Raw genomic sequence first — 21,912 nt, forward strand, 5'->3', positions numbered from 1 at the left:
CTTTGGGGCGATCGGGCAGTGGCAGCGGGCCCCAGGGCGATCGACTGAGACCGATTTTCAAACCAGCGGGCCGTAGAAAATCGCGCGTCGGTTAGGGGCGGGTTGAAAGGGGGCGTGATCGATTGGTTAATTTTGGCGATCAGGCGCGATCGCTCAAACATCAGGGTTTGGGCCCAAGCCGGATTGGACACCGCCACCCACAGCACCCCCTGATGCACGGAAATGGGGCGGGTGTGACCGGCCAAGGCCTCGCCCACAATGACTCGCCATTGCTGACAGAGTTGCAGGAAAGATCGGTTTGACTGCCAAGCCGGGTGTTGGTCAAGCCGTTTGAGCAGTCCATCGATCGGGTCAAAGGCCATGGAAAGTACGGGGGAGCAAAGGGATTAATCAGCAGAGATTGGGGAAATCACCGGGATCGATCGAACCAGTCAGCCTTGTGAATCCAGCCCATGGCCCTGCTCAACAATTCCGTGAACCCAATCACAACTCACGGCTCAGAGTCGGTTCGATCAGGTTAAATTCGATCAGGTTGAATCTGCGTTGAACCTGCGTTGAATCGGCGCGGATTGGGTTCGCTCAGGCTGCATCAGCTCAAATCACATCAGACCACAGCGGCTCAGATCACAGCAGCTCAGATTCAGAACCCGTGGGAAAGCCTTATGGGTTAAGCAAACAGCGTTTAATCTGGACAAACGCTTCGCAAAATCTAAAATAGGCGAGAAGCAAGCCCGCTGAGAGGATGTTTGAAAAATATCTTGAAGCCCTAGTCAAGCCCCAATTGTCGTCGGGGCAAGGGGCTTAAGCCCCTTGTCTGTGTCGATCGCTATCGATCGCTATTAATCGCTGGGGGAAGCGGTGTATCCATTTTGGCTTTTCAGACACCCTCTGAGGCATCCGTTTAATCTTTCCTGGTCACATCTTTCCTGGTCACGTTGAACCATTTGGGTGATTATTAACCCTGCACCGAGGAGCCTCGAAACCGCTATGAAATTCCGCCCAGCGCGCCAACAACCCGCGCGATCGGAGACCGAGCCAACCCTGCACCGTCGCCTGTCCTTGGCGTTGGAATGCATGGAGCTGGACTTAGACGCGGAACTCGCGCGCTATCGTCGCCTGCGGGGCCCTCGCCAAGGCATTGTTCGCCGCTTCTTTTTGAAGCCCCCGGAACGGGCTGGAGAACCGCCCCTGTTGGCTTCTGCGGAGGCGCTGGAGGCTTCTGGGGCCCTGAGCTTGCCCCCTGTGCCTGATACTAGCGATTTGCAAGCGGCTTTGGCTCAGCAAAACCGCCGCCCGGCGTCGCCTCGATTGCTGACGGCGGCGGATGAGTTGGGCGAGGATGCACCCTTGGCGGCGAAGTCCGTGGTGCAGGCGGCGATGCTGCTGGAGGGGGCCCAACCGGTTGCCAATGGCAATGGCTGGGATCGGCGGCGGGTGCGTCGGAGACAGGAACCCACCTGGACGGGGATTGGGGTCGGAACGATTTTGGTGATGCTGTCGGGCACGATTTGGACTTACTACAGCAACTATCCCGACAGTGACGGTTGGCTAAATGTGGGTGGATTTTTGGAACGAACGGGCCGGGCGATCGGGCTGAATCAACCGGCCACTCGATCGCCAGAGCCGGTTTTGGCGGAATTGCCCCCTGCGGAACCTACTCCTTTGCCCACGGCTCCCACTGGGGTCACGGTGGATTTGACGCGGGATGAGTTTGCTGATTTGAGCCTGGAGAGCCTTTCGGTTTTGGGCGATCGCCCGCCAATGCCCACGGGAACGATCGGGGCCACCGCGCCCGCTGGGGCTAACTTGGCCCCGCAACCGGCCCCCAGCCCCTTGCCGTTTCCCCAAGCCCAGCGTGCTCCAGCCAATCCGCCAACCAATCCCCCAGCCAACTCACCCGCAGCCCCAGCGGTGGCTAATCCGAGTGCGGATGGGCGTTGGTATGTGGTGGGGCCCTACAGTGGCCCCGCTAGCTTGATTGCCGCGCGCAAACAGGTGGCCGATGCCTATGTGCGGGAATTGTCGATCGGGCGGCGAATTCAGTTTGGGGCCTTGGACAATGCACAACAGGCCAACCAGCTCATTCAGCAACTGAAGGCGGCCGGAATTCCCGCCACGGTCTATCGCCCCGTTGCCCCCAGACCAGCCGCTAGCCCAGGGGCCAAACCTAGCCCGAATGCGAATAGCGCCAATCGCAACCAACCCAATAATCGCAACGCCGCAAACCGTAACCAGCCCAATAGTCGCAATCAATCTGCGGCTGGCAACCGCTCCCAATCCAGTTCCAGCCCGAAGCCCAGTCCCTGAGCCAATCCGTAAACCAGCTAGTCATCGGCCGGTTCAGTCAACAGTCAGCAAGCGAGTCAGCATCAGCCAGCAAATGATTATCAGTTGAGCGGTAACTAATCGGTTGAGTAGTAATTGATCAATTGCTGACCAACCGCAACGGCATCGCCCCCCAAAGGCCCCACCGAACGATCGAAGCGATAGGATCGGGGCAAGAGCCAGAAGGAGATCGAGCGTGGGACTATTGCAGCGACTTGGGAAACTGGTGCGCGCCAATGTGAACGCGGCGATCGCCCAGGCGGAAGATCCTGAACAAGCCTTGGATCAGGCCCTGATGGACATGCAGGATGATTTGGTGCAGTTGCGCCAAGCGGTGGCCCAGGCGATCGCCACCCAAAAGCGCACGGAGCGCCAACGGGAGGCCGCCGCCCGCGCCGCTGAGGATTGGTATCAACGGGCCCAACAGTTGCTGAATGTTGGTGACGAGCCAGGGGCCCGATCGGCCCTGAGTCAGTGTCACGGTCAGCAAGACGCAGCCGCCCACCTTCAGGAACAGTGGGAAACCCAACGGGACACGATCGCCCAACTGCGCAACACCCTGCGGGACTTGGAAGCCAAGCTGCTGGAAACTCGCACCAAACGCGATTTGTACGTGGCCCGCGCCCGATCGGCCATGGCCACCCAACGAATGCACGACACCCTGAATTACCTGAGCCGGCCCAACAATCCGCTGGAGCGTTTGGAGTCTTGGACCATGGAACTCGAAGCTCGTGCCCAGTTGTCCCAGACCGCCGGTCGCGATCCATTGGAACAGGCCTTCCAAACCCTAGAGTCTGACCAGCGCCTAGAGCGGGACTTAGAACAACTGAAAGCCCGTCGCCCCCCGGAGCTTCGATAATTTCGATCATTCAGCAGCATCACAAATCCGCCCTCGGGCGATTCCCGGCAGCGATTCCCAGCGGCGATTCCCAAACCTCCTAGCCGCCAAAATCCCCGGCTTTGGGCAATTGCACAGGGCCCGGGCCCCTCAGTCCCCCAATAGCCGATCACGGCGGGAGAGCTAACCGAACTTGCCATGGGCCGCTGATTTTCGGTATCTAGGCTAATAGGACGATCGCAACTGCCGGGCTTGATCACGCGGCCGTTGACCGATGGAGTTGGTAGTTTGGATAAAGCAGTTGGCCTTGGGGCCAAGCTTCCCAATCCCGATCGCTTCCCCGATTTAACCAGCAGGAGAGCCACCGTCATGGGCCTTTTCGATCGCGTCAGCCGCCTGATTCGGGCCAATGTCAACGACCTTGTGAACAAAGCCGAGGATCCCGAAAAAATCCTTGAGCAATCGATCATCGACATGCAAGAAGACCTGGTGCAAATGCGCCAGGCCGTTGCCCGGGCGATCTCCGCTCAACAAAAAATTCAGCAGCAATATAACAAGGCCCAAAGTGAGGCCAACCTGTGGCAACAACGCGCTCAACTGGCTCTGCAAAAAGGCGATGAAAGCTTGGCTCGCGAAGCCCTCAACCGCAAAAAGGTGCAGGCAGAAGCCGCCACCGCCCTCAAGGGCCAATTGGATCAGCAAGTGGGGATGGTGGATCAGCTCAGGCGCAACCTGATCGCCCTGGAAGGGAAGATTTCGGAAGCCAAAACCAAGAAAGACATGCTCAAGGCCCGGGCCCAAGCCGCCAAGGCCAACGAGCAACTGCAAGGGGCCCTCAGTTCCATGAACACCGGCAGCGCCATGTCCGCCTTTGAGCGGATGGAAGAAAAGGTGCTGGAAATGGAAGCCCGCTCCACGGCAGCGTTGGAACTAAGCGGCGTTTCGTTGGAGCAACAATTTGCATCCCTGGAAGCCGGTAGCGATGTGGATGATGAACTGGCGGCGATGAAGGCGCAAATGTTGGGTGGTTCCTCAACGCCAGCGGGGGCCCTGCCGGCCAGCAATGCCGCACCAGCTACGGAGGCAAAAGACGCGGCGATCGATGCCGAGTTGGAAGCCCTGCGCCGCCAGCTCAACGACACCAAGTAGGCAGGACACCAAAACCGCCAAACCAAAACCGCGATCGAGTCTGGGTGGGGGCGTGCGGCCGTGCGCCCCTATGCGTTGCCCATGCAGTGGTGAATCAATGCATTTTGCGACCTAACCCGCAGGCGGCCGCCCCCTCGAAATATTGCCCTTACCGCCAAGACACCTGTGGATTTAAGATGCAAAAGGCGAATTTTCAGAAGCAAGGACAACGATCGTGAGTCAAGTGCGAGTCATTTCGGATGCCGAATTTGAAAGCGACGTGCTGGGAGCCTCGGGAACGCCCGTTTTAGCGTATTTTTGGGCATCTTGGTGTGGGCCTTGCCGGTTGATGAGTCCGAGTGTGGAATGGGCGGCGACCACCTGGGGCGATCGGCTCCAGATCGTGAAATTGGAAGTGGATCCTAACCCCGTCAGCGTCAAACATTGCCAGGTGGAAGGGGTGCCCGCCCTGCGACTGTTTCAGGATGGCCAATTGCTGGACACCAGCGAAGGGGCTCTGACCAAGGAGAAGTTGGCGGATTTCCTCAAGCCGCATGTGGGCGCAGTGCCCAGCGCGGTTTGAGGATCATCGCAGCAGCATCCTGAGGCTTCAATCCATGCAATTTGCCGATCGACTAAAACCGCTGCAATTTAACGTGTTTGCGGAGATGGATCGGGCGAAGGCTGCGGCGGCTGAAACCCACGAGATTGTGGATTTATCGCTGGGATCGGTGGACTTGCCCACTTCGCCCCACGTGCTGGCGGCGATCGGGGAAGCGCTTCAGGATCCCAGCACCCACGGCTACCAACTCTTTCGCAATACGGCGGCCTTCCGACAGGCGGTGGCCGATCGCTACGAACGGCAATTTGGCCTGGCGATCGACCCGGAAACGGAAGTGCTGGCCTTAATTGGCTCCCAGGAAGGAACCGCTCACTTACCCCTGGCGGTTTTAAACCCGGGGGATGTGGCCCTGTTGGGCGATCCGGGCTATCCCTCCCACTATGGCGGCGTGCATTTGGCGGGCGGTGAGGTTTATCCGATGCCGCTACTGGCAAAACATGGCTATCTGCCCCAGTTTGATCAAATTCCGCCGGCCGTGGTCGATCGGGCACGGCTGATGGTGCTGAACTATCCCCACAACCCAACCACAGCGGTCGCTAACCTGGACTTTTTTCAGCGGGCGGTGGCGTTTTGTCAGCAGCACGGCATTGTGCTGATTCATGACTTTGCTTACGACGGGATGGCCTTTGGCGATCGCCCGCCGTCGGTGCTGCAAGCGGATCCAGAAAAGACGGTTTCGATCGAGTTTTTCACCCTGTCCAAGGCCTTCAACATGGGCGGCTTTCGGGCGGGCTATGCCATCGGGAACCGCGACCTGATTTCGGCCCTGCGCAGTGTCAAGGCCGCCGTGGACTTTAACCAATACCAGGGCATCTTGAGGGGGGCGATCGCAGCGCTTCAGGGGCCCCAAGCCGATGTGCAAGAACGGTTAGCCATTTTTCGCGATCGCCGGGATGCGTTTGTGGCCGCTATGAATCGGATTGGTTGGCCCCTGGAAACGCCCCAAGCAACTATGTTCGCCTGGGCTAAGTTGCCGCCGCCTTGGGAAAACCAGTCGATCGAATTCTGTAAGCAACTGGTGGCTGCCACGGGAATCGCCGTGGCCCCGGGGGTGGGCTTTGGCCCTTCCGGCGAAGGTTATGTGCGTTTTGCGCTGGTGCAAACCCCGGAACAGTTGGCGCTTTCGGTTGATCGCATCGCCGCCTTTCTCAAAACTACTCTCAAAACTGCCGCGTTTGCATAAACCGCTTCACCAGCCGATTGCCAGGGATAACCACAGAGACTGAGCATTGTGGGTGATCGGCTGCTCGAAAACTGCTCGAAAACCAGTCAAGAGTAGATCGGAAGTAGTAGTGTGACAGGCTCAAGGCGTTGGGTCAAAGTTGCAGAGCCAGTCGTGGTAACAAGGGGCTTAAGCCCCTTGCTGCTAGGTGACAGTAACAGTCATGTAATTTGACCAAACGAATTAAGGTAGCCGCGCTAGTAGATCAACACATAGACCAACCTTGCGCCCTCAATCCCTACCAAGGATTACTGAAGGTGCGCACCGGTCGCCCACCGATGTTGGATTGGGATGGCTGCGTCACGGGTTCCGGAGCCACGGCCGGCTGGCTGGGCGGCGGGGCGATCGCGGGGCTGTTGGGAACCGTGTTGTAACCGGCGTTTAAGGGCACACCAGAACCCGTGGAACCATAGCCCGGCATCGGAGCTGTTGGGATTTTGGGCAAGGTGCTGCCCGCCGTTGCCGGGCCAGAACCATAGCTGGGATAACCGGTGGGGCTGCCAAAACCGCCATAGTTCCCATTGCCGGCCCCAGCATTGGGAACCGCCACATTCGGTAGCGCGGGATTGGTTGTGCCGCTGCCGATGGTGGAAGTTGTGCCGCTGGAACCCGTTACGGGAACCGTCGGAGTGGTGGTGTTAGTGCTGGTGGTGGGGGTTGTGCCGCTGGAATCGCTGCTGCCATTACCGTTGTTGAGGTAGAGGCGATCGAGCGCCGCTTGCAGGGGACTCACGGGCTGGCCGGTGTTTGTCCCATTGCCATTGAGCATGGTCGAGCTTCCCCCCACGCTGTAGGTGCTGCCATTGGCACTGGCGGCCCGAGGGTCATTGCTCAAAAATTGATTCACCGCCCTTGGGGCCAAACCGCTGCCCTCGCCACCGCGCGATCGACTGCCCACGGGGCCCGCCGAACCACCACTGAGCAACTGCAAAATATCCGCCAGCTCAGAGTTGGTATTGTTCGCCGTTTTTTCTTCATTCTGGCGATCGCGGTTATTGCGATTGTTCCGGCGCTGGTTTTGGGGCAGGGTTAGCTCCGTTGCCAACACATTAGACGAGTCAATATCAGCCGCCACCGAATCATCATCGGGCTGGGACTCCAGAATCGAGAGCCAATCCACCTTGTCCGGCTCAGGTTCGGCATTAGTCCAGCGATCGGGATTTTTCCAAAAAACCCAAGCCCCCAAGGTCGCCATCGAAATCGCCATGGCCGGCAACCAGATGAAGGGTTCACCCAACCAGCGCAAATTTCTCAGCACCAGCGTTAGGCTGAAGGTTTCGCGCAGTTGCGACACCCAACCCTCATGGGTTCCTGGCTCATGGGTTCCTGAGTGCGCCTTGTGGCCATGATGACCCGCCGGGTGATGGCTCGATGGGTGATGGCCCGATGAGTGATGGTGATGCTCGGACATAGTTAGGGTCACCGGAGCAGGATCAGAGAGTGGTTGGAGCGTCGATCGGGGGTGGGGAGGCTGAACGAGAGCCGCTGGACAGAGACGGCGGAGGAGCGAGCGAAAACCCTAGACGAGAACGAGCCTTGGAGCGATGGCCCAGTTTTAGGTAACAATTGCTGCTTCCATTCTATCGGGTCTGGCAACCCTGCAGCCAGGGCCCAACCCCAAAGCCCCTCTGTCGCTGGGGCCCGCCCCCTCAATTCGCCATTACCCAAACGGAGAACCGACACCAGCGATCGCCCCAAACGGCCCAACCTTGGTTTAGGGTGGCTTCTGGCTGATCAGTTGCCGGGAATCCCGAAAGGTTTGGTTGGATGAAAAACGCATGGGCTTGGATAGGGGCGCGATCGGGCGATCGGCGCTGGAGCATGGTGCTCAGTGGAGCCATGGCGTTGTTTTATGGCTGGCAATCGGTGCAGTGGGCCACACGCAATCCCTATATCGTGCAAGACGATGTGCGCCAGCATGTGTTTTGGGCCTTTCGTTACCTGGATCCGGGTCTCTTTCCCGGCGACTGGATCGCTGACTATTACCAATCCGTTGCGCCCCTGGGCTATCAGTGGCTCTATCACGGAGCGGCCCTCCTCGGCTGGGATCCCCTAACGGTCAGTAAATATTGGCCGGTGATTTTGGGGCTGGTGACCACGGCGCTGACCTGGCGCGTGATGATTCGGCTGTTGCCCGTGCCGTGGGTGGCCCTGTTGGGCTGCATTTTGGTAAATCAAAGCCTGTGGATGGAGGATGATTTGGCCTCATCCACGCCGCGAGCCTTTGCCACGCCCCTGGTGTTGGCGGTGATGGATGCGCTGCTGAGTCGATCGCTCTGGGGCTGTTTAGGGGCGATCGCCCTCAGCGGTTTGTTTTATCCAATGGTGGCGGTGGTGGCGGCGGCGGCCCTGACTGTGAATTTGGGTCGGCGCTGGTGGGCCACCTGTCGGGGGCGATCGCATCCCGAAGCCCTGACTCCCCTGGACTGGCGCTTGGCGATCGGGGGCATTGCCATGGCCATTGCGGTGTTGTTGCCGGAACTGTTCACCAGCAGCGAGTTTGGCCCCGTGATCAGCCGATCCCAAGCCGCCGCCCTGCCGGAATTTAACTTTGTGGGCAATGAATACGGGCGATCGTTCTTTTTTCACCCCAATCCGCTGATTTTTTGGCTGTTTGCCCCCCGTAGCGGTTTCCTGTGGGTGGGATTTGTGCCCCCGATCGCCCTGGCGGCCTTGGCCTTGCCCCGTTGGTTGAGCCGGCCCGCCCGCGCCCGTCAATTTCCCCTAGCCAGTCGCCTTTCGCCTCACTTGGCCATGCTGGGGGATTGGGTTTGGGGTGGGTTGGGTCTGTTTCTCGCGGCCCATGCCCTGCTGTTTCGGTTGTATTTACCCAATCGCTATGGCTATGTGCCCTTGCGGGTGGTGTTGCCAGTGGCGGGGGCGATCGCCCTGGGCCTATGGCTCGATCGGCAAATGCAAGCCACCCAATCCCAAAAACCGCGCTGGTTCTGGCCCCTGGTGAGCCTCGTTCTCAGCCTGTCGATCGTTGTGCCCATGGTTCCTAACTTGGCCGTGTCCAGCCAATTGCAAATGGAAGGACGCATGGCCGAAGTCTATGAATTTCTGCAAAAACAACCGAAGGATACCCTAGTGGTTTCCCTCTCCAAGGAAGCGGATTTCATTCCGATCTTTGCCCAGCGATCGATTCTCGCCAGCCGCGAATTTGCCCTGCCTTACCATTGGGGCTATTACCGAGTTTTGCGCCAACGCATTGAAGACACCATCCGCGCTCAATACACCAGCAACCTATCGGAGGTGCAAGCTTTTTTGCGGAAATATCAAGTGAATTTTTGGTTATTAGAACCCTGGTCACTCTCAAAGTCTGACTTGGCAGATAACACTTGGTTACAGCAATTTCAGCCGCTCATCCAAGACGTGAGCGATCGGCTCGATCGCGGTGAAACTCCAGCTTTGGAACGGGCGATCGCTCCCTGTTCTGTCCTCGAAAACAAGCGCCTCCAACTGCTCGATGCTCGCTGCATTTTGCAACTGCCCTAATGCCATCAAAAATCCAAAAATAACCGGTAACTTGAGAAGCCGAATTAGGTAAAGATCTCAGCTACTTTGAGGGTGAAATTGGCGAATAAGGGTGAAGTTAATTCGTCTTCGGCAAAGAGGGTATAGACCAGCTCTAAACGGGCTTGCGATCGCCGATAAATCTCAACGGTTTGTTGTTGCCAATCCACGATCCAATATTCCCGCACACCAACTCGGGAATAGAGCTTTAATTTCACCTGGCGATCGCGTGCAATATCTTGGGAAGACTGGGAAATCACCTCAACAACCAGCTCAGGAGCTGCTGTGAAATGACCTGACTCATCGACGCAGGTTGCCAGCTTCTCATTGCTAACCCACACCAGATCGGGAATGACGTTTTCTTCCCCGGTCAAGATGACACCCGGTGATTGCAGAACTTTGCCTTGCTTGTGTTGCCTAGCCCAGAGGGTCAAGAATGTGTGGAGGTTTCCTAGAGCATCCTGGTGTCTCCAATGGGGGGCGCGGGTCACGTATAGGTCTCCGTCGATGATTTCGTAGCGATCGCCGGTGTTGGGAAAGAATTCTAAATCGGCGGTTGTCCACCGATTTTTCGGGTCAGCATTGGCAACCATGGGGGTTATCGCTGGGTCGGTGACAGCGAGGCTGGGGCGTTATGTTGATTGTACTGATTTGGGCAGGGCGATCGCAGGTGGCGGTTGGCTAAGATGGTGAGGACTTGGGTTGCTGCTGTCGAGGTTGGGGATACATTCACGGTTTGGAGGTTGTCGATGCAAATCACGATTACTTTGCCGCCGGATTTGGAGGGGTATTTGCTGCGCCAAGCGGCTCAGGCTAATCTCCCTTTGCCGTTGATTGTGCTACAGATTCTTCGGCAGCTAGTCCAGATGCCACCAGTTATCACGACTCAGTGGCCGGAGGCAGTTTTATCTTATGAGCCAACTCCCGATTTTCCTGAGTTTGAGTCCTATCGCAACGAATTGATTGATCCCCAAGAAATAGAGTTGTTTTGATGCGTTATCTTTTGGATACTTGCGTCATCAGTGACTTTATTAAGGGTGATGCGGCAACAATATTTCGGTTTCAGAACACTTCACCGACAGATATTGCAATTTCGGCAATTACGGTGATGGAGTTGCGGTATGGTTTAGCGATTAATCCACAACGATCGAGCAAAGTTGAACCAGTAATTACCAGCATTCTTTCATCTGTAACTATATTGCCGTTTGGGCTTGCTGAAGCGGAACGAGCGGCTGAAGTTCGGGCTATTTTAAAATCGCAGGGTCAGCCGATTGGGGCTTATGATGTGCTAATTGCGGCGACGGCGCTTGCACATCAATTAATTATGGTGACGGCCAATCAGCGAGAGTTTGAGCGAGTTCCTGGGCTGGTGGTTGAAAATTGGCGACAATCGGCTTAAGGGTTACTGAAGTGTTGCTAGGATTTAGCGATTTTTTATCGCATTAGTGTTGTTATTTTGTAGTTTGCTGTGCCAGGTTTTAGACAGTGTTCTGGTGACGATTCACCGAGGGATTGAGGCGGCCCCATGGACGAGCAACGACTTCAGGCTTATTTGCAATTGATTCAGCAGTTGTTGGCTTGTCCGGTGGGGGAAGAGGCAAGTGTTTTGCAAGTCCAGGCGGAGTTGGTGGATGCGGGGCTGGTGGAGATGATGGGGCTGGTAGCTGACCAAATGGCAGCGGAGGGACTCAATAGCCACGCTGAATCATGTCGGCGAGTAGCAGACCAAATAGCACAAGGATTGGGATTGAGCAGTGCTGCAAGAGCCTCACAAGAGACTACTCAGTTTGTAGTTGAAGTGATGATGCAAATCTTAAGAACCCAAGCTAATCCAAAACAAGTTTATAGTTTTTGGAATTCAAACCTAGGTCAACTGAATAAGGGTTTTTTAGATGCTTTACCAGTAATTTCTAGATGGGCAATGGATGGAGAAGCAGATCAATCTCTACTAGAGTTTATAGTGGCCGCTTTCAGCAAGTTCGGCGATTTAATTCAAAAGTTTCCATTGAGAAGTCCTGGTCTGAATTCGGAGATGGCAATTAGAGCCTATGAGCAGGTACTTAAAGTCTATAATCGTGACATATTCCCTGAAACATGGTCTCCTGAAGCTTGGGCTAATATCCAAAACAATCTAGCCAATGTCTACATTGAACGCATTGAAGGGGAACCGACAGTCAACCTATCACTTGCGATAAATGCTTATAAACAAGCATTAAAAATCTATACTCGTGAGGCATTTCCTGAACAATGGGCAGGAATTCAAAATAATCTTGCAACTACTTATGATTGCATTCAGGAAAAACGTGCAGACAACCTGGAGCAAGCAATAAATCACTATAGACAGGCACTAGAAGTTTATACTTACGAGGCATTTCCTGAAGAATGGGCAGCTACTCAAAACAATCTTGCAAATGCTTATCGCGAGCGTATTCAAGGTGATCAGTCAGAAAACCTAGAAAAAGCAATTCGCGCTTGCGAGAGAGCCATGGAAGTCTATACACGCGAGGACTTTCCTGAACAGTGGGCTATAGTTCAAAATAATTTTGCAAATGTTTACCGTGAGAGAATTAGAGGTGATCGGGCGAATAATTTAGAGAAGGCACTCATTGCGTACAAAAAAGCATTAGAAGTCAGAACCCGTGAAGCATTTCCTCAAGATTGGGCAATGACTCAAAATAATCTTGCAACTACTTACAGTGATCGTATAAGAGGTGACCGGGCAGATAACCTGGAGCAAGCAATTTCTGCTTATGAAAGAGCCTTGGAGGTCTATACCCAAAACATATTTCCTCAAGATTGGGCAATGACTCAAAATAATCTTGCAACTACTTACAGCGATCGTATAAGAGGTGACCGGGCAGGCAACCTAGAGAAAGCAGTTTTTATATATCAACAAGTCCTAGAAGTTTATAGCCGTGAGGCATTTCCTACAGAGTGGGCAATGACCCAAAACAACTTGGCAATTGCCTATACTCAGCGTATAAGAGGTGACCGGGCAGATAACCTAGAGCAAGCAATTTCTGCTTACAAGCAGGCCGCCAGAGTATACACCCGTCAAGCATTTCCTGAGAAGTGGGCAGCAATCCAAAACAATCTAGTAGCAGCCTATAGCCAGCGCATTCAGGATGAGAAAGCAGATAACCTGGAACAAGCAATTATTGCCTCCAAGCGAGCATTAAAAGTCTATACTCGCGATACATTTCCGGAGCAATGGGCAAGAACCCAAAATAATCTAGCAGCAGCTTATATTGAGTGTCCTGTAGGGAAGCGAACGGATAATCTGAAGCAAGCAATTTCTGCTTGCAAAGGTGCTTTGCAGGTCACAACCCGCGAGGCATTTCCTAGTGAATGCCGTCGAACTTCTGGATTGTTGGGCGATCTTCAAAGCGAGTTGCAAAACTGGTATGCCGCGACTCAAGCCTATGAGCAAGCTCTTGCCGCTGCGGAAGATTTATATCAAGCCTGTACCCTGCTCGACAGCCAAGCCGGTGAACTCAAAGCAACCGCCGACCTGCCTCGCCGTGCGGCCTATGCCTACGCCAAAACCGGTCAACTCGCCAAAGCACTCGAAACGATCGAACGCGGCCGCGCCCGGGGACTCAGCGAACGACTCCAACGCGATCGCGCCGACCTCGCACAACTCCAACAACAGCGCCCCGACCTGTTCGATCGCTATCGCGACATCACCAACCAACTGCAAAACCTGGAAAGCCTCCAACGCGAACAGCAAGTCCGCGATCGCCAAGCCCTCACCCCCGAACAACACCGCAACAAAGCCCAAAAACTTCGCCAGGACTTGACCGAGGCGATCGCCCAAATTCGCCAAGTCCCCGGCTATGAAACCTTCCTGCAAGCACCCAGCCTCACCGAAATTCAACAAAACCTCAGCACCGAAGCACCCACCATCTACCTGATTCCCACCCCCAACGGCAGCCTCGCCCTGATCGCCACCCCCCAGGCGATCGACCCGCTGTGGCTCGATGCGTTCCCCGAAGCTACCCTCACCGACTTGGTGCAAACCTGGCTCCAGGCTGATAGAGAGTCCAAAGTGGCTAACTATGAGTACAGCAAAGACCCGGAATCACTAGCCAAGACGCAGACCCGAAATGAAAAGCGGGAGCAGTGGCACAACATGATCGACCAGGGAACCCGCCAACTGTGGGACAACCTGATGGCTCCCCTCATCGATCGCCTCAAACAACACAACCACACCCAAGCGATCCTGATTCCCACCGGCTTGCTCGGGTTGTTGCCCCTCCACGCCGCCTGGACACCCGACCCCAGCCGCCCCACCGGCCGCCGCTACGCCCTCGATGAGCTGACCTTCACCTACGCCCCCAATGCCCAATCCCTCGTCGCCGCCCGCGCGATCGCCCAGCGATTCCCCGACAGCCACCTCGATTCAATCCTGGCGATCGACAATCCCCGCCAAGACCTCCCCAGCTCCGAACGGGAAGTCATGGCCGCCGTCAAAACCTTCCCCCACCCCACCATCCTGCGACACGAAAAAGCCACCACCGCCACCGTCGCTGCCAATCTGGGTCAACAGGCGATCGTCCATTTCTCCTGCCACGGAACCGCCAACTTCTTTGACCCCCTCAACAGCGGACTGCTGATGAACGACGACCTGCTGACCCTGCGCGAGCTGTTTAACCTCAAGCTCACCGAAGGCGACAAACCTGGCATCCGACTGGCCATCCTTTCCGCCTGTGAAACGGGCCTCCCCGGCCTGGACTTAGCCGACGAGGCGATCGGCTTGCCCGTCGGATTGTTGCAAGCAGGCGTGGCCGGGGCGATCGCCTCCCTCTGGGCTGTGAATGAGCAAAGCACCATGATCCTACTCACCAAGTTCTACGACCTCTGGCGCAACGATCACCTCACCCCACCGATCGCCCTCCGCCAAGCCCAACAGTGGCTCCGCAGTGCAACCCCTTCCGAAATTCGCCAGCTCACAGGCATCGGGCTTCGAGGAGCTGAACACCCATTTGCCCACCCCTACTACTGGGCAGGCTTCAGCTACACCGGCATATAATCAAATCAACCACTCTTTCGCCCCAGAATGCCAGTTCTGTCAATGTTTTATGGGCTAATTGTTTCCATGTATTTCATGGACAACAAAGAGCATAAGCGTCCTCATATCCATGTTTCTTATCAGGGAAAAGAAGCTGTTTTTAGTATTCCAGAGGGCGAAGTCTTATCAGGCAGCTTACCTAGAAAACAAACTCGGCTAGCGCAAGCATGGATTGAAATTCATGCTGACGAACTAGTCGCAAACTGGGATCTGGCAATCGCTGGTCAACCACTTTACAAAATTGAACCCCTGAAATAACTATGAACCCTAGAGTCGTCCACGTACTTGCACGTGATCACTACAAACTAGAAATTCAGTTCACCAATCAAGAAATACGAATTTATGATTGCTCATCACTCTTAGATTTTGGTGTGTTTCAGGAACTCAGGGACGAAGCTTATTTTCGGAAAGCCAAGGCGTTCAATGGCACAGTTACTTGGCCCAATGAGCAAGATATTTGCCCAGACACGCTTTATCTAGACTCTATTCCTGTACCGATCGCAGCCCAGCCGTTGTCAGCATGAACACCACCTACGATCGCGACTTTTATGCTTGGACACAGGAGCAAATTGCGCTGCTGCAAAATCGTGATTTCGGGGCGATCGACCTCCCAAATTTAATCGAAGAACTGGCCGCCATGGGTCGCCAAGAGCGCGAGCAATTGATCGATCGCTTAGGGATATTGATTGGGCATCTCTTGAAATGGCGCTATCAGCCTGAGATGCGAACCAACTCCTGGATCGGCACGATCCGTGAGCAGCGGCGACGCATTCAGCGACTCTTGAAAAGTAACCCTAGTCTCAAACCTTTTTTATCCGAAGCTTTTGCCGAAGCCTATCCTGACGGGCGCGATCTAGCCATTCAAGAAACTAACCTTGCTGATTCTATATTGCCCGAAACTTCGCCATTTACGTTGGAGTTTATCTTGTCAGATGAATTGGAATTCAGCCCATGATTCGACCAATTAAGCTACCGGAAAGCTGTTCATTTTCCGACTACTTTAAGCTCAATGCCTACCCTGAAGAAATTTTGGCAAATTTCGGCTATGGCTTTGAGCTAACTGAGCTGACATTACCCCAGGCGGAATCATTGCCCTTTGCGATCGAGCCGCTACAATTACGGCTCAAGAAAACCATGCACCTGATTCGAGCGGATAACGAAATGGCTCGGCGGGAGTTTTTGATCGCCCCCTTGCTTACGGAGGTAGTGCTGGCCACCAATAGTCAATTGCGGGTTAGCTATCCGGTGGAAGTCAGTAACCAATTGCGAGGCTCGATCGACTATTTCTTGCAGTCACGCGATCGCCTACTTGTGATTGAAGCTAAGGATGAAAACTTAGAGCGCGGATTCAAGCAGCTCGCCGTTGAGCTAATTGCGATTGCCCAAGAAAACCAAGAAAGCTTAGTTCTGAAACCCCAACTTTGGGGAGCTGTTTCAATCGGGAAAATTTGGCAATTTTCGTTACTCGATTTTGAGAAAAAAGTGATTTATCAAGATCTAAACCTCTATTCAATTTTCACGGAATTGGAACATCTACTCCGAGTCTTGATTGGCATTCTAATGCATTAGCTCAGAATCACAAATGCCACACTAAAATTCTCAATTTGATTCATCTTCTAACCTGTCTTGATTAAAGCCCTCGAAACCGATGCTCTACACGGACGAAGATTTATTTGAGGCTGCTCGCACGATTCGCAGCGAATTACCGGATTTGTTGGCTCCCGAAACTGCAAAAAGCCTAGACAATCGCCTCGCTGAACTGCTGAATCAAGTACCTTTTGATCTGCGCGATCTACATTACGAAACCATCAGCGCGATCGCTACTCAAATTGAAGAGTACCTAAACACACATGAATCTACAAAAACTTGGCTGCAATCCTTTCTGATTGACTCATCTAATGATCAGCGCAAAAGTTTTGAAGCCCTTCCCGGGAATGCCAGCTACGTTGCGACCGATAAATATATTTGTCCCCACGGCGACTATCGCTGGTCACGGCGCAGCGTTGGCCAACCGATTCCCCGTTGCCCAACCCATAATCTTTCCCTAATCCCGATCGCTGAATTTCAGCAGTTACGGTCTAATCCAGCGCAGGAGAACCCATGACTGCCAAGGTACTCGAAGGCGCAGGCGGCAAGGTTGCAGAACAGTGGATTTCGAGTCTGCTGACTTCTGCCATTGTCTTTTGGGCTGGGGGCTTAGTGGCGGTTATTCAGCGATTTGGCTGGCAATCCTTCACGGATTGGTTCACCAAACAGCCGGAACCATTACAGTTGGCTTTGTTGGTGGCCGTGCTGGGCGGGGCGATCGCCTCAGCAGCCGTAGTGGAACGGTTTCAATTGATGGCACTACGCGGTCTTGAGGGCTATTGGCATCCTATTTTGAATGGGTTCAAAGATCACTTCACTCGTCAGCAAATCAAGGCAAAGGGAAAACTTGAACTGCAATTTCAAGACTTGGATAATCGCCCAAGACTCACCAGTCGCGATCGCCAACTACGTATCAAGCTCGATCGCCAACTCAATAATTTTCCCGTCCAAGATATTGATATGATGCCCACGCCGTTGGGGAATATCTTGCGGGCGGCGGAGTTGCGATCGCTCGATAAATATGGGTTAGATGCGGTGATTTGTTGGCCGCGATTGTGGCTGTTGCTGCCCGAGTCCGCCAAGGCTGATTTACAGGCAGCGCGGGCCGAGCTGAATGCCATGGCTCGGTTGTGGATTTGGAGCTGGTTATTTTTCATTTGGGCGTTTTGGGCTTGGTGGGCCTTGCTAATCGCTGGCTTCTCGGCTTGGTTTGCCTATCACTGGGCGATCGCCGCGGCCAAAACCTATGGCGACTTGATCGAAGCGAGTTTTGATCTCTATCGTGGCTTGCTCTACGAGGCTTTGCGATTACCCTTTCCGAAGCAAGCAGACCAAGAACCGGCCGCCGGACGGATGTTAACTCAATATCTTTGGCGTGGTACTTTGCCAGAGTCCTATCAATTCATTGCAACTTCAGAAATTTCCCCAGTAATTGATCAATAGAAATTTGCACATGAAAACTAATTTCATGGCTTTGCTATCTCAGTCGATCGAGCATAGTTGTCTCCCGGATCCCGATCGCAACAAAGGTAGGCAAAAAGCTGGGGCACGATCGCAGGCCCGTAATTATTGACGGCGAGGGGGATAATGACCATTCAATCCCCCGATCGCCCAGTGTTGCAGCTTCCAAATCTGTCATCGGGCAAGACTAGGAAGCCTTGGGAAATTCGTATCGCTTCAATTCCGTGGTGGTTTGTAGCGCATTGCTGGCATCCCAAATTTGCCACTTCACTGGCCCAACACGATCGGCATACCACATCACCTTGCGGAATGCCGTTCCCGCTTTTTCTCCCGTAATTTCCACCCGAATTGTATTAAATTTGCCCGCTGGAACCGTGACCTCTTCCGCCGCCGCTGCCTTGAAGGATTCGGAGGCGTTCGTGGTGGCTGCACCCACCTGCTGACCAGTCCAAGACCATTGATCGCCCACCTTCGGTGGATTTTTTAAAATGGGCTTGATTGGATCATTAACCGTTTCATTGGTCATGCCATTACGAGCCAACACAAACTTAATTTCCTTGACCCAACCTTCACCCTTGAGATAGAGCAAATTAGATGGCCCAAATCCTAAATCTTGCTCAGTGGTGTAGCGCATTTGCGAGCCGTCGCGATCGGCCCCAATCACCTTGATCAGCAAGTTGCCCGTTGTGCCCTGTGCCGCATTGGTGGTGGCATATTCCCAACGACCATTCAAGGGAAAGGGGTAGTAGTCGGGTGGAGGTGGCGCGGCTTGCAGTCCCGTGGCCGTCAGCAGCGCGATCGCCAGTCCCACCACAAACCCAACAACCCAACGGCCGCCCACGAACTCCCCTAGCCGCTGCCAATTCATGGGGCTAGCTTGGTACTGGGTTTGAGGCGGTCTCTGTTGTGTAATCTTTAGCCGGAAAAATATCATTTCAGATCCAGAACAACTACTCCCATCAAGATAGGCATTACCTGCCCGATTGCACAGGAAATATGTTGATCTGTTAAGCACTAACCCAATCAATAAAAATGAGGAGACCTTTTTTGTAATGTCTGATGATTTTGGTTTTGAAATTTTAAGTTTTTGACTTTAAGACTTTAAGTATTAATGAGACTTTAGTTGCTGAATTTTGGGTTAAATTTTGTTGATTCTCAAGGGTTTTCAGAATTGAATCAACTGGACTGACTTGGAGGACGTTGGGTAGGTCAACGGCTTCAAGGTTGACGCAATAACCCGCCCAGAAAACCAACAGGAAATGGGTGGGTTGATCGCCCGGATTAACCCACCCGATCGCGCGTTGGGAACCTAGCTCAAGTGCGATCGCACCACGGCGGCCAGGCGATCGGCCCAATGGCGCACCAAATCCGCCTCGGCGGCTTCCACCATCACCCGAATCACCGGCTCCGTGCCCGAAGCCCGCACCAAAATCCGGCCCGCATCGCCCATTTGGGTTTCGGCCTGGGCGATCGCCTCGGCCACAGGGGTGCAATCTTGCCAGCCCAACCGGCGTGCGCGATCCTCAACCCGCACGTTTTCCAGCAGTTGCGGATATTTCTGGAAGCTGTCATCGACCCAGGAGGTGAGCGATCGCCCGGACTGCTTCACCAGGGCTGCCAAGTGCAGCGCCACCAACGTGCCATCACCGCTGACGGCATAGTGACGGCAAAGAATGTGACCCGACTGCTCACCGCCCAGCATGTAGCCGCGATCGAGCATTGCCTTTTGCACGTATTGATCGCCCACGGCCGTGCGAATCAGGTTGCCGCCTTGTTTTTGCCAAGCCCGCTCAAAGCCCAGGTTCGCCATCACCGTCGAAACGATCGTTGCTTCCGGCAGCTTGTCGCTCGATCGCAGGGTTTGCCCCCAGAAATAAAGGATGTAGTCGCCATCGACTACGCGCCCTTGACCATCCACCGCCAACACCCGATCGGCATCCCCATCAAAGGCAAAGCCCAGATCCGCTTGATGCTCAACCACCGCCGCCTTCAGGGACTCTAGGTGAGTCGAACCGCAATTCACATTAATTCGATCGCCGTCCGGTTCCCCGTGCAGCAGGATCACCGTTGCGCCCAACTCCTCAAACACCGCCGGGGCCACCTTGGCGCTGGCTCCCCAAGCCGTATCCAACACCACCTTCAAACCCGCCAGCGGGCGATCGCCCCAGCCCTCTTGCTCCAGGGTTTGTTCCAGGGACACCGCATAGCCGCGCACCAGCTCGGGCCGGAAATAGCCGCGCCCGCAACCGGTCACGGGTTCCAAGCCGGGCAATACGTGGTGACGCAGGGCCGATTCAATTTGTTGTTGGGCTTCTTTGGCCAGCTTGTGCCCATCGGGGCCGAAGAACTTCAAGCCGTTGTCGCCGGGCGGGTTGTGGCTGGCGGAAATCATCGCGCCCCCGATCGCCCCGGTCGCTTCCACTAAATAGGCCACGCAGGGAGTCGGGCAAAGACCCACATTCCACACCTCCAACCCGGCCGCCGTCAGTCCTGCCGTCAGGGCCGCCGCCAGCATTTCGCTGGAGTTACGGGAATCTTGGCCCACGACGATCGCCCCTTTGCCCGATCGGGCCGCAAACACACGCCCAGCCCAATAGCCCACATGCAGCGCCAAGCTCGCGGTCAGCACTTCGCCCACACGCCCGCGAATCCCGTCGGTTCCAAACAGGGGCACGCTCTCGGGAATTTCCAGGGGCGACAACCCATGCAGATTCAGATTCAAGCTTGGTTGCTCCAAATCCTGGGGTTTTTGGTTCAACCCAAGTTCGCCCGATTCGCGACCCAACCGAACAGGAGACGTAACCATAATTGCGCTCACTCCACACCAAGGGTTTGTGTTGCTTTCCACACCAAATCGATCCCGCGTCCGCATGATCGACATAGTTCGCAACTCGCCTGAAGGATAGCACGGGCCGATCGAGCGGTTGGATCGCCCCCGATACCATGGCGCTGTTTGGGGGAGTGAGTAAACTTAAGGCAGATGTGAGGCGCGATCGCCCCGGTTTGCCCCCAGCCTGGAGGATTCGATCGCATCAAATCAATCAAATCAAAAGAGCATTCGATCGGTAGGACGTATGGAACCCACAACATTGGCATTCGCAGGCATCGCGGTTCCGATGGCCAATCAGCCCCCCGTTTTCAACGCGCCGATCACGCAACATTTCAGTTAAGAGCAACCGACAAACAAAGCCATGATCGACTATCGCCAAATCATTACGATCGAGCCGGATAAACGAGGTGGAAAGCCATGCATTCGGCGTATGCGAATTACGGTCTATGACGTGCTGGGTTGGTTGGCGGCGGAAATGTCCTTTGAGGAAATTTTGGATGATTTCCCAGAGCTGACGATGCAGGATATTTTGGCTTGCTTGGCCTTTGCAGCCGATCGCGATCATCGACTTGTGGCGATCGCGGCATGAGACTGTTATTCGATCAAAATCTGAGCCGAAAACTGTTGGGACGACTGGCGGATCTGCTGCCGGACGCGAGCCATGTGCAGTTGGAAGGGCTGGCGGAAGCCCCTGACAGTGAGATTTGGGAGTTTGCGCGCGATCGCGGATTTTGCATCGTCACCCAGGATGCGGACTTTGCGGAACGCAGTCGGCTCTATGGTTCGCCGCCCAAGGTGCTGTGGTTGCGTTGCGGCAATGCTCCAACGGCTAAGGTGGAATCGATGCTGAGGTCAGGGACTGAGGCGATTCGGGAATTGCTCACGAATTCTGAGATTGATTGTTTGGAGTTGCACGAGCCATGAGCGATCGACCCGAAATCCAGCAAGGCATCATTGCTAACGATCAAGCCCAGATCGAGATCGGCAAGGTTGACCAGACGATGGGCGATCGCGTCGAGCAGAACCACAGTGGTTCGGGCGATAACGTTGCGGGCAATAAGTACGTCCATGTCCACCAGCCAGCCCCGCCGCCGCCACCGACTGGGGATGGGCCGCCGACGAATTTGCAGGATCGGGGGGTGGCGCGCGATCGCTTCTTTGGACGTGACAACGTGTTGGAAGAGTTGCACCAGTTGCTCCAAAAAGGAGATCACCGGGTGGCGATCGCCAGTGTGGATGGCATGGGTGGCGTGGGCAAGAGTGAGCTGGCGGTGCAATATGCGCGGCAACATTTGCACGAAACCTATCGTGG

Annotated in this window: 22 protein-coding genes and 2 pseudogenes; 19 read left to right on the plus strand and 5 right to left on the minus strand. The window is 54.9% G+C overall.

Annotated elements, in window-relative coordinates:
- The coding region (locus AMR42_RS00515; RefSeq protein ID WP_143472872.1) for a DciA family protein at positions 1 to 362 on the minus strand (362 nt) is incomplete at its 3' end.
- A gap of 625 nt (positions 363 to 987) precedes the next feature.
- Here AMR42_RS00515 and AMR42_RS00520 point away from each other — a divergent pair.
- From AMR42_RS00520 to AMR42_RS00540, 5 genes are all read left to right on the plus strand, one after another.
- Positions 988 to 2,307, plus strand: coding sequence for an SPOR domain-containing protein (locus AMR42_RS00520; RefSeq protein WP_099531522.1), 1,320 nt, complete (start codon positions 988 to 990; stop codon positions 2,305 to 2,307).
- Between the two features lie 214 nt (positions 2,308 to 2,521).
- Positions 2,522 to 3,184, plus strand: coding sequence for a PspA/IM30 family protein (locus AMR42_RS00525; protein WP_158234302.1), 663 nt, complete (start codon positions 2,522 to 2,524; stop codon positions 3,182 to 3,184).
- Between the two features lie 348 nt (positions 3,185 to 3,532).
- Entirely contained in the window at positions 3,533 to 4,312 is a 780-nt protein-coding gene (locus tag AMR42_RS00530) for a PspA/IM30 family protein (RefSeq protein ID WP_099531539.1), read from the plus strand.
- 211 nt (positions 4,313 to 4,523) lie between these two features.
- Positions 4,524 to 4,874, plus strand: a complete 351-nt coding sequence (locus AMR42_RS00535; RefSeq protein ID WP_099531524.1) for a co-chaperone YbbN — start codon at positions 4,524 to 4,526, stop codon at positions 4,872 to 4,874.
- A gap of 34 nt (positions 4,875 to 4,908) precedes the next feature.
- Positions 4,909 to 6,096, plus strand: a complete 1,188-nt coding sequence (locus AMR42_RS00540; RefSeq protein ID WP_099531525.1) for an LL-diaminopimelate aminotransferase — start codon at positions 4,909 to 4,911, stop codon at positions 6,094 to 6,096.
- Positions 6,097 to 6,373: 277 nt separating this feature from the next.
- Here AMR42_RS00540 and AMR42_RS00545 read toward each other — a convergent pair whose 3' ends face one another.
- Positions 6,374 to 7,546, minus strand: coding sequence for a hypothetical protein (locus AMR42_RS00545; protein WP_158234303.1), 1,173 nt, complete (start codon positions 7,544 to 7,546; stop codon positions 6,374 to 6,376).
- Positions 7,547 to 7,902: 356 nt separating this feature from the next.
- Here AMR42_RS00545 and AMR42_RS00555 point away from each other — a divergent pair, with 356 nt between their 5' ends.
- Positions 7,903 to 9,633, plus strand: coding sequence for a hypothetical protein (locus AMR42_RS00555; RefSeq protein ID WP_143472874.1), 1,731 nt, complete (start codon positions 7,903 to 7,905; stop codon positions 9,631 to 9,633).
- A 44-nt stretch (positions 9,634 to 9,677) separates the two neighbouring features.
- On the opposite strand, the gene AMR42_RS00560 is transcribed toward AMR42_RS00555, so the two are convergent.
- Positions 9,678 to 10,244, minus strand: coding sequence for a Uma2 family endonuclease (locus tag AMR42_RS00560; RefSeq protein ID WP_099531529.1), 567 nt, complete (start codon positions 10,242 to 10,244; stop codon positions 9,678 to 9,680).
- Between the two features lie 156 nt (positions 10,245 to 10,400).
- Here AMR42_RS00560 and AMR42_RS00565 point away from each other — a divergent pair, with 156 nt between their 5' ends.
- The 10 genes and pseudogenes from AMR42_RS00565 (at position 10,401) to AMR42_RS00605 (ending at position 17,752) form a co-directional block, all read left to right on the plus strand.
- Entirely contained in the window at positions 10,401 to 10,643 is a 243-nt protein-coding gene (locus AMR42_RS00565) for a hypothetical protein (protein ID WP_099531540.1), read from the plus strand.
- A complete protein-coding gene (locus AMR42_RS00570; protein WP_099531530.1) occupies positions 10,643 to 11,050 on the plus strand; it encodes a type II toxin-antitoxin system VapC family toxin in 408 nt (135 codons plus the stop codon). The genes AMR42_RS00565 and AMR42_RS00570 overlap by 1 nt, the downstream gene beginning before the upstream one ends.
- A 633-nt stretch (positions 11,051 to 11,683) precedes the next feature.
- A pseudogene (locus AMR42_RS21540) lies at positions 11,684 to 12,403 on the plus strand (tetratricopeptide repeat protein); the annotation flags it as partial.
- A gap of 189 nt (positions 12,404 to 12,592) precedes the next feature.
- On the plus strand, positions 12,593 to 14,683 hold the full coding sequence (locus AMR42_RS00575) for a CHAT domain-containing protein (RefSeq protein ID WP_234406421.1): 2,091 nt from the start codon (positions 12,593 to 12,595) through the stop codon (positions 14,681 to 14,683).
- 27 nt (positions 14,684 to 14,710) lie between these two features.
- A complete protein-coding gene (locus tag AMR42_RS00580) occupies positions 14,711 to 14,980 on the plus strand; it encodes a DUF4160 domain-containing protein (RefSeq protein WP_099531532.1) in 270 nt (89 codons plus the stop codon).
- Positions 14,981 to 14,982: 2 nt separating this feature from the next.
- Complete coding sequence (locus tag AMR42_RS21545) at positions 14,983 to 15,246, plus strand: DUF2442 domain-containing protein (RefSeq protein ID WP_099531533.1); 264 nt, start codon at positions 14,983 to 14,985, stop codon at positions 15,244 to 15,246.
- Positions 15,180 to 15,677 (plus strand): DUF29 domain-containing protein, encoded by a 498-nt coding sequence (locus AMR42_RS00590; RefSeq protein WP_234406422.1) that lies wholly within the window; start codon positions 15,180 to 15,182, stop codon positions 15,675 to 15,677. The genes AMR42_RS21545 and AMR42_RS00590 overlap by 67 nt, the downstream gene beginning before the upstream one ends.
- Complete coding sequence (locus AMR42_RS00595) at positions 15,674 to 16,291, plus strand: hypothetical protein (protein WP_099531535.1); 618 nt, start codon at positions 15,674 to 15,676, stop codon at positions 16,289 to 16,291. Before AMR42_RS00590 ends, AMR42_RS00595 begins: the two co-directional genes overlap by 4 nt.
- 79 nt (positions 16,292 to 16,370) lie before the next feature.
- Complete coding sequence (locus AMR42_RS00600; protein WP_099531536.1) at positions 16,371 to 16,826, plus strand: hypothetical protein; 456 nt, start codon at positions 16,371 to 16,373, stop codon at positions 16,824 to 16,826.
- Positions 16,823 to 17,752 carry a hypothetical protein gene (locus AMR42_RS00605; protein WP_199858040.1) on the plus strand — a complete coding sequence of 310 codons (930 nt, stop codon included), beginning with the start codon at positions 16,823 to 16,825 and terminating at the stop codon, positions 17,750 to 17,752. Before AMR42_RS00600 ends, AMR42_RS00605 begins: the two co-directional genes overlap by 4 nt.
- A 205-nt stretch (positions 17,753 to 17,957) precedes the next feature.
- Here the strand turns inward: AMR42_RS00605 and AMR42_RS00610 are convergent, their stop codons facing one another.
- Complete coding sequence (locus AMR42_RS00610; protein ID WP_099531537.1) at positions 17,958 to 18,638, minus strand: hypothetical protein; 681 nt, start codon at positions 18,636 to 18,638, stop codon at positions 17,958 to 17,960.
- Between the two features lie 441 nt (positions 18,639 to 19,079).
- Entirely contained in the window at positions 19,080 to 20,576 is a 1,497-nt protein-coding gene (glmM, locus tag AMR42_RS00615) for a phosphoglucosamine mutase (RefSeq protein WP_099531541.1), read from the minus strand.
- Between the two features lie 388 nt (positions 20,577 to 20,964).
- Between glmM and AMR42_RS00620 the strand changes: the two genes are divergently transcribed.
- The 3 genes and pseudogenes from AMR42_RS00620 to AMR42_RS00630 form a co-directional block, all read left to right on the plus strand.
- Entirely contained in the window at positions 20,965 to 21,189 is a 225-nt protein-coding gene (locus AMR42_RS00620; protein WP_099531542.1) for a DUF433 domain-containing protein, read from the plus strand.
- Complete coding sequence (locus tag AMR42_RS00625) at positions 21,186 to 21,524, plus strand: DUF5615 family PIN-like protein (RefSeq protein ID WP_099531538.1); 339 nt, start codon at positions 21,186 to 21,188, stop codon at positions 21,522 to 21,524. Before AMR42_RS00620 ends, AMR42_RS00625 begins: the two co-directional genes overlap by 4 nt.
- Positions 21,521 to 21,912: pseudogene (locus tag AMR42_RS00630) on the plus strand (ATP-binding protein); the annotation flags it as partial. The gene AMR42_RS00625 and the pseudogene AMR42_RS00630, both read left to right, overlap by 4 nt.

The sequence above is a fragment of the Limnothrix sp. PR1529 genome, from assembly GCF_002742025.1.
Taxonomy (GTDB): domain Bacteria; phylum Cyanobacteriota; class Cyanobacteriia; order CACIAM-69d; family CACIAM-69d; genus CACIAM-69d.

Coding starts and splice junctions, on each gene's coding strand:
- AMR42_RS00520 (WP_099531522.1), top strand. CDS start 988: ATGAAATTCCGCCCAGCGCGCCAACAACCCGCGCGATCGGAGACCGAG.
- AMR42_RS00530 (WP_099531539.1), top strand. CDS start 3,533: ATGGGCCTTTTCGATCGCGTCAGCCGCCTGATTCGGGCCAATGTCAAC.
- AMR42_RS00540 (WP_099531525.1), top strand. CDS start 4,909: ATGCAATTTGCCGATCGACTAAAACCGCTGCAATTTAACGTGTTTGCG.
- AMR42_RS00545 (WP_158234303.1), bottom strand. CDS start 7,546: ATGTCCGAGCATCACCATCACTCATCGGGCCATCACCCATCGAGCCAT.
- AMR42_RS00555 (WP_143472874.1), top strand. CDS start 7,903: ATGAAAAACGCATGGGCTTGGATAGGGGCGCGATCGGGCGATCGGCGC.
- AMR42_RS00560 (WP_099531529.1), bottom strand. CDS start 10,244: ATGGTTGCCAATGCTGACCCGAAAAATCGGTGGACAACCGCCGATTTA.
- AMR42_RS00565 (WP_099531540.1), top strand. CDS start 10,401: ATGCAAATCACGATTACTTTGCCGCCGGATTTGGAGGGGTATTTGCTG.
- AMR42_RS00570 (WP_099531530.1), top strand. CDS start 10,643: ATGCGTTATCTTTTGGATACTTGCGTCATCAGTGACTTTATTAAGGGT.
- AMR42_RS00575 (WP_234406421.1), top strand. CDS start 12,593: ATGACCCAAAACAACTTGGCAATTGCCTATACTCAGCGTATAAGAGGT.
- AMR42_RS00580 (WP_099531532.1), top strand. CDS start 14,711: ATGCCAGTTCTGTCAATGTTTTATGGGCTAATTGTTTCCATGTATTTC.
- AMR42_RS21545 (WP_099531533.1), top strand. CDS start 14,983: ATGAACCCTAGAGTCGTCCACGTACTTGCACGTGATCACTACAAACTA.
- AMR42_RS00595 (WP_099531535.1), top strand. CDS start 15,674: ATGATTCGACCAATTAAGCTACCGGAAAGCTGTTCATTTTCCGACTAC.
- AMR42_RS00600 (WP_099531536.1), top strand. CDS start 16,371: ATGCTCTACACGGACGAAGATTTATTTGAGGCTGCTCGCACGATTCGC.
- AMR42_RS00605 (WP_199858040.1), top strand. CDS start 16,823: ATGACTGCCAAGGTACTCGAAGGCGCAGGCGGCAAGGTTGCAGAACAG.
- AMR42_RS00610 (WP_099531537.1), bottom strand. CDS start 18,638: ATGAATTGGCAGCGGCTAGGGGAGTTCGTGGGCGGCCGTTGGGTTGTT.
- glmM (WP_099531541.1), bottom strand. CDS start 20,576: ATGGTTACGTCTCCTGTTCGGTTGGGTCGCGAATCGGGCGAACTTGGG.
- AMR42_RS00625 (WP_099531538.1), top strand. CDS start 21,186: ATGAGACTGTTATTCGATCAAAATCTGAGCCGAAAACTGTTGGGACGA.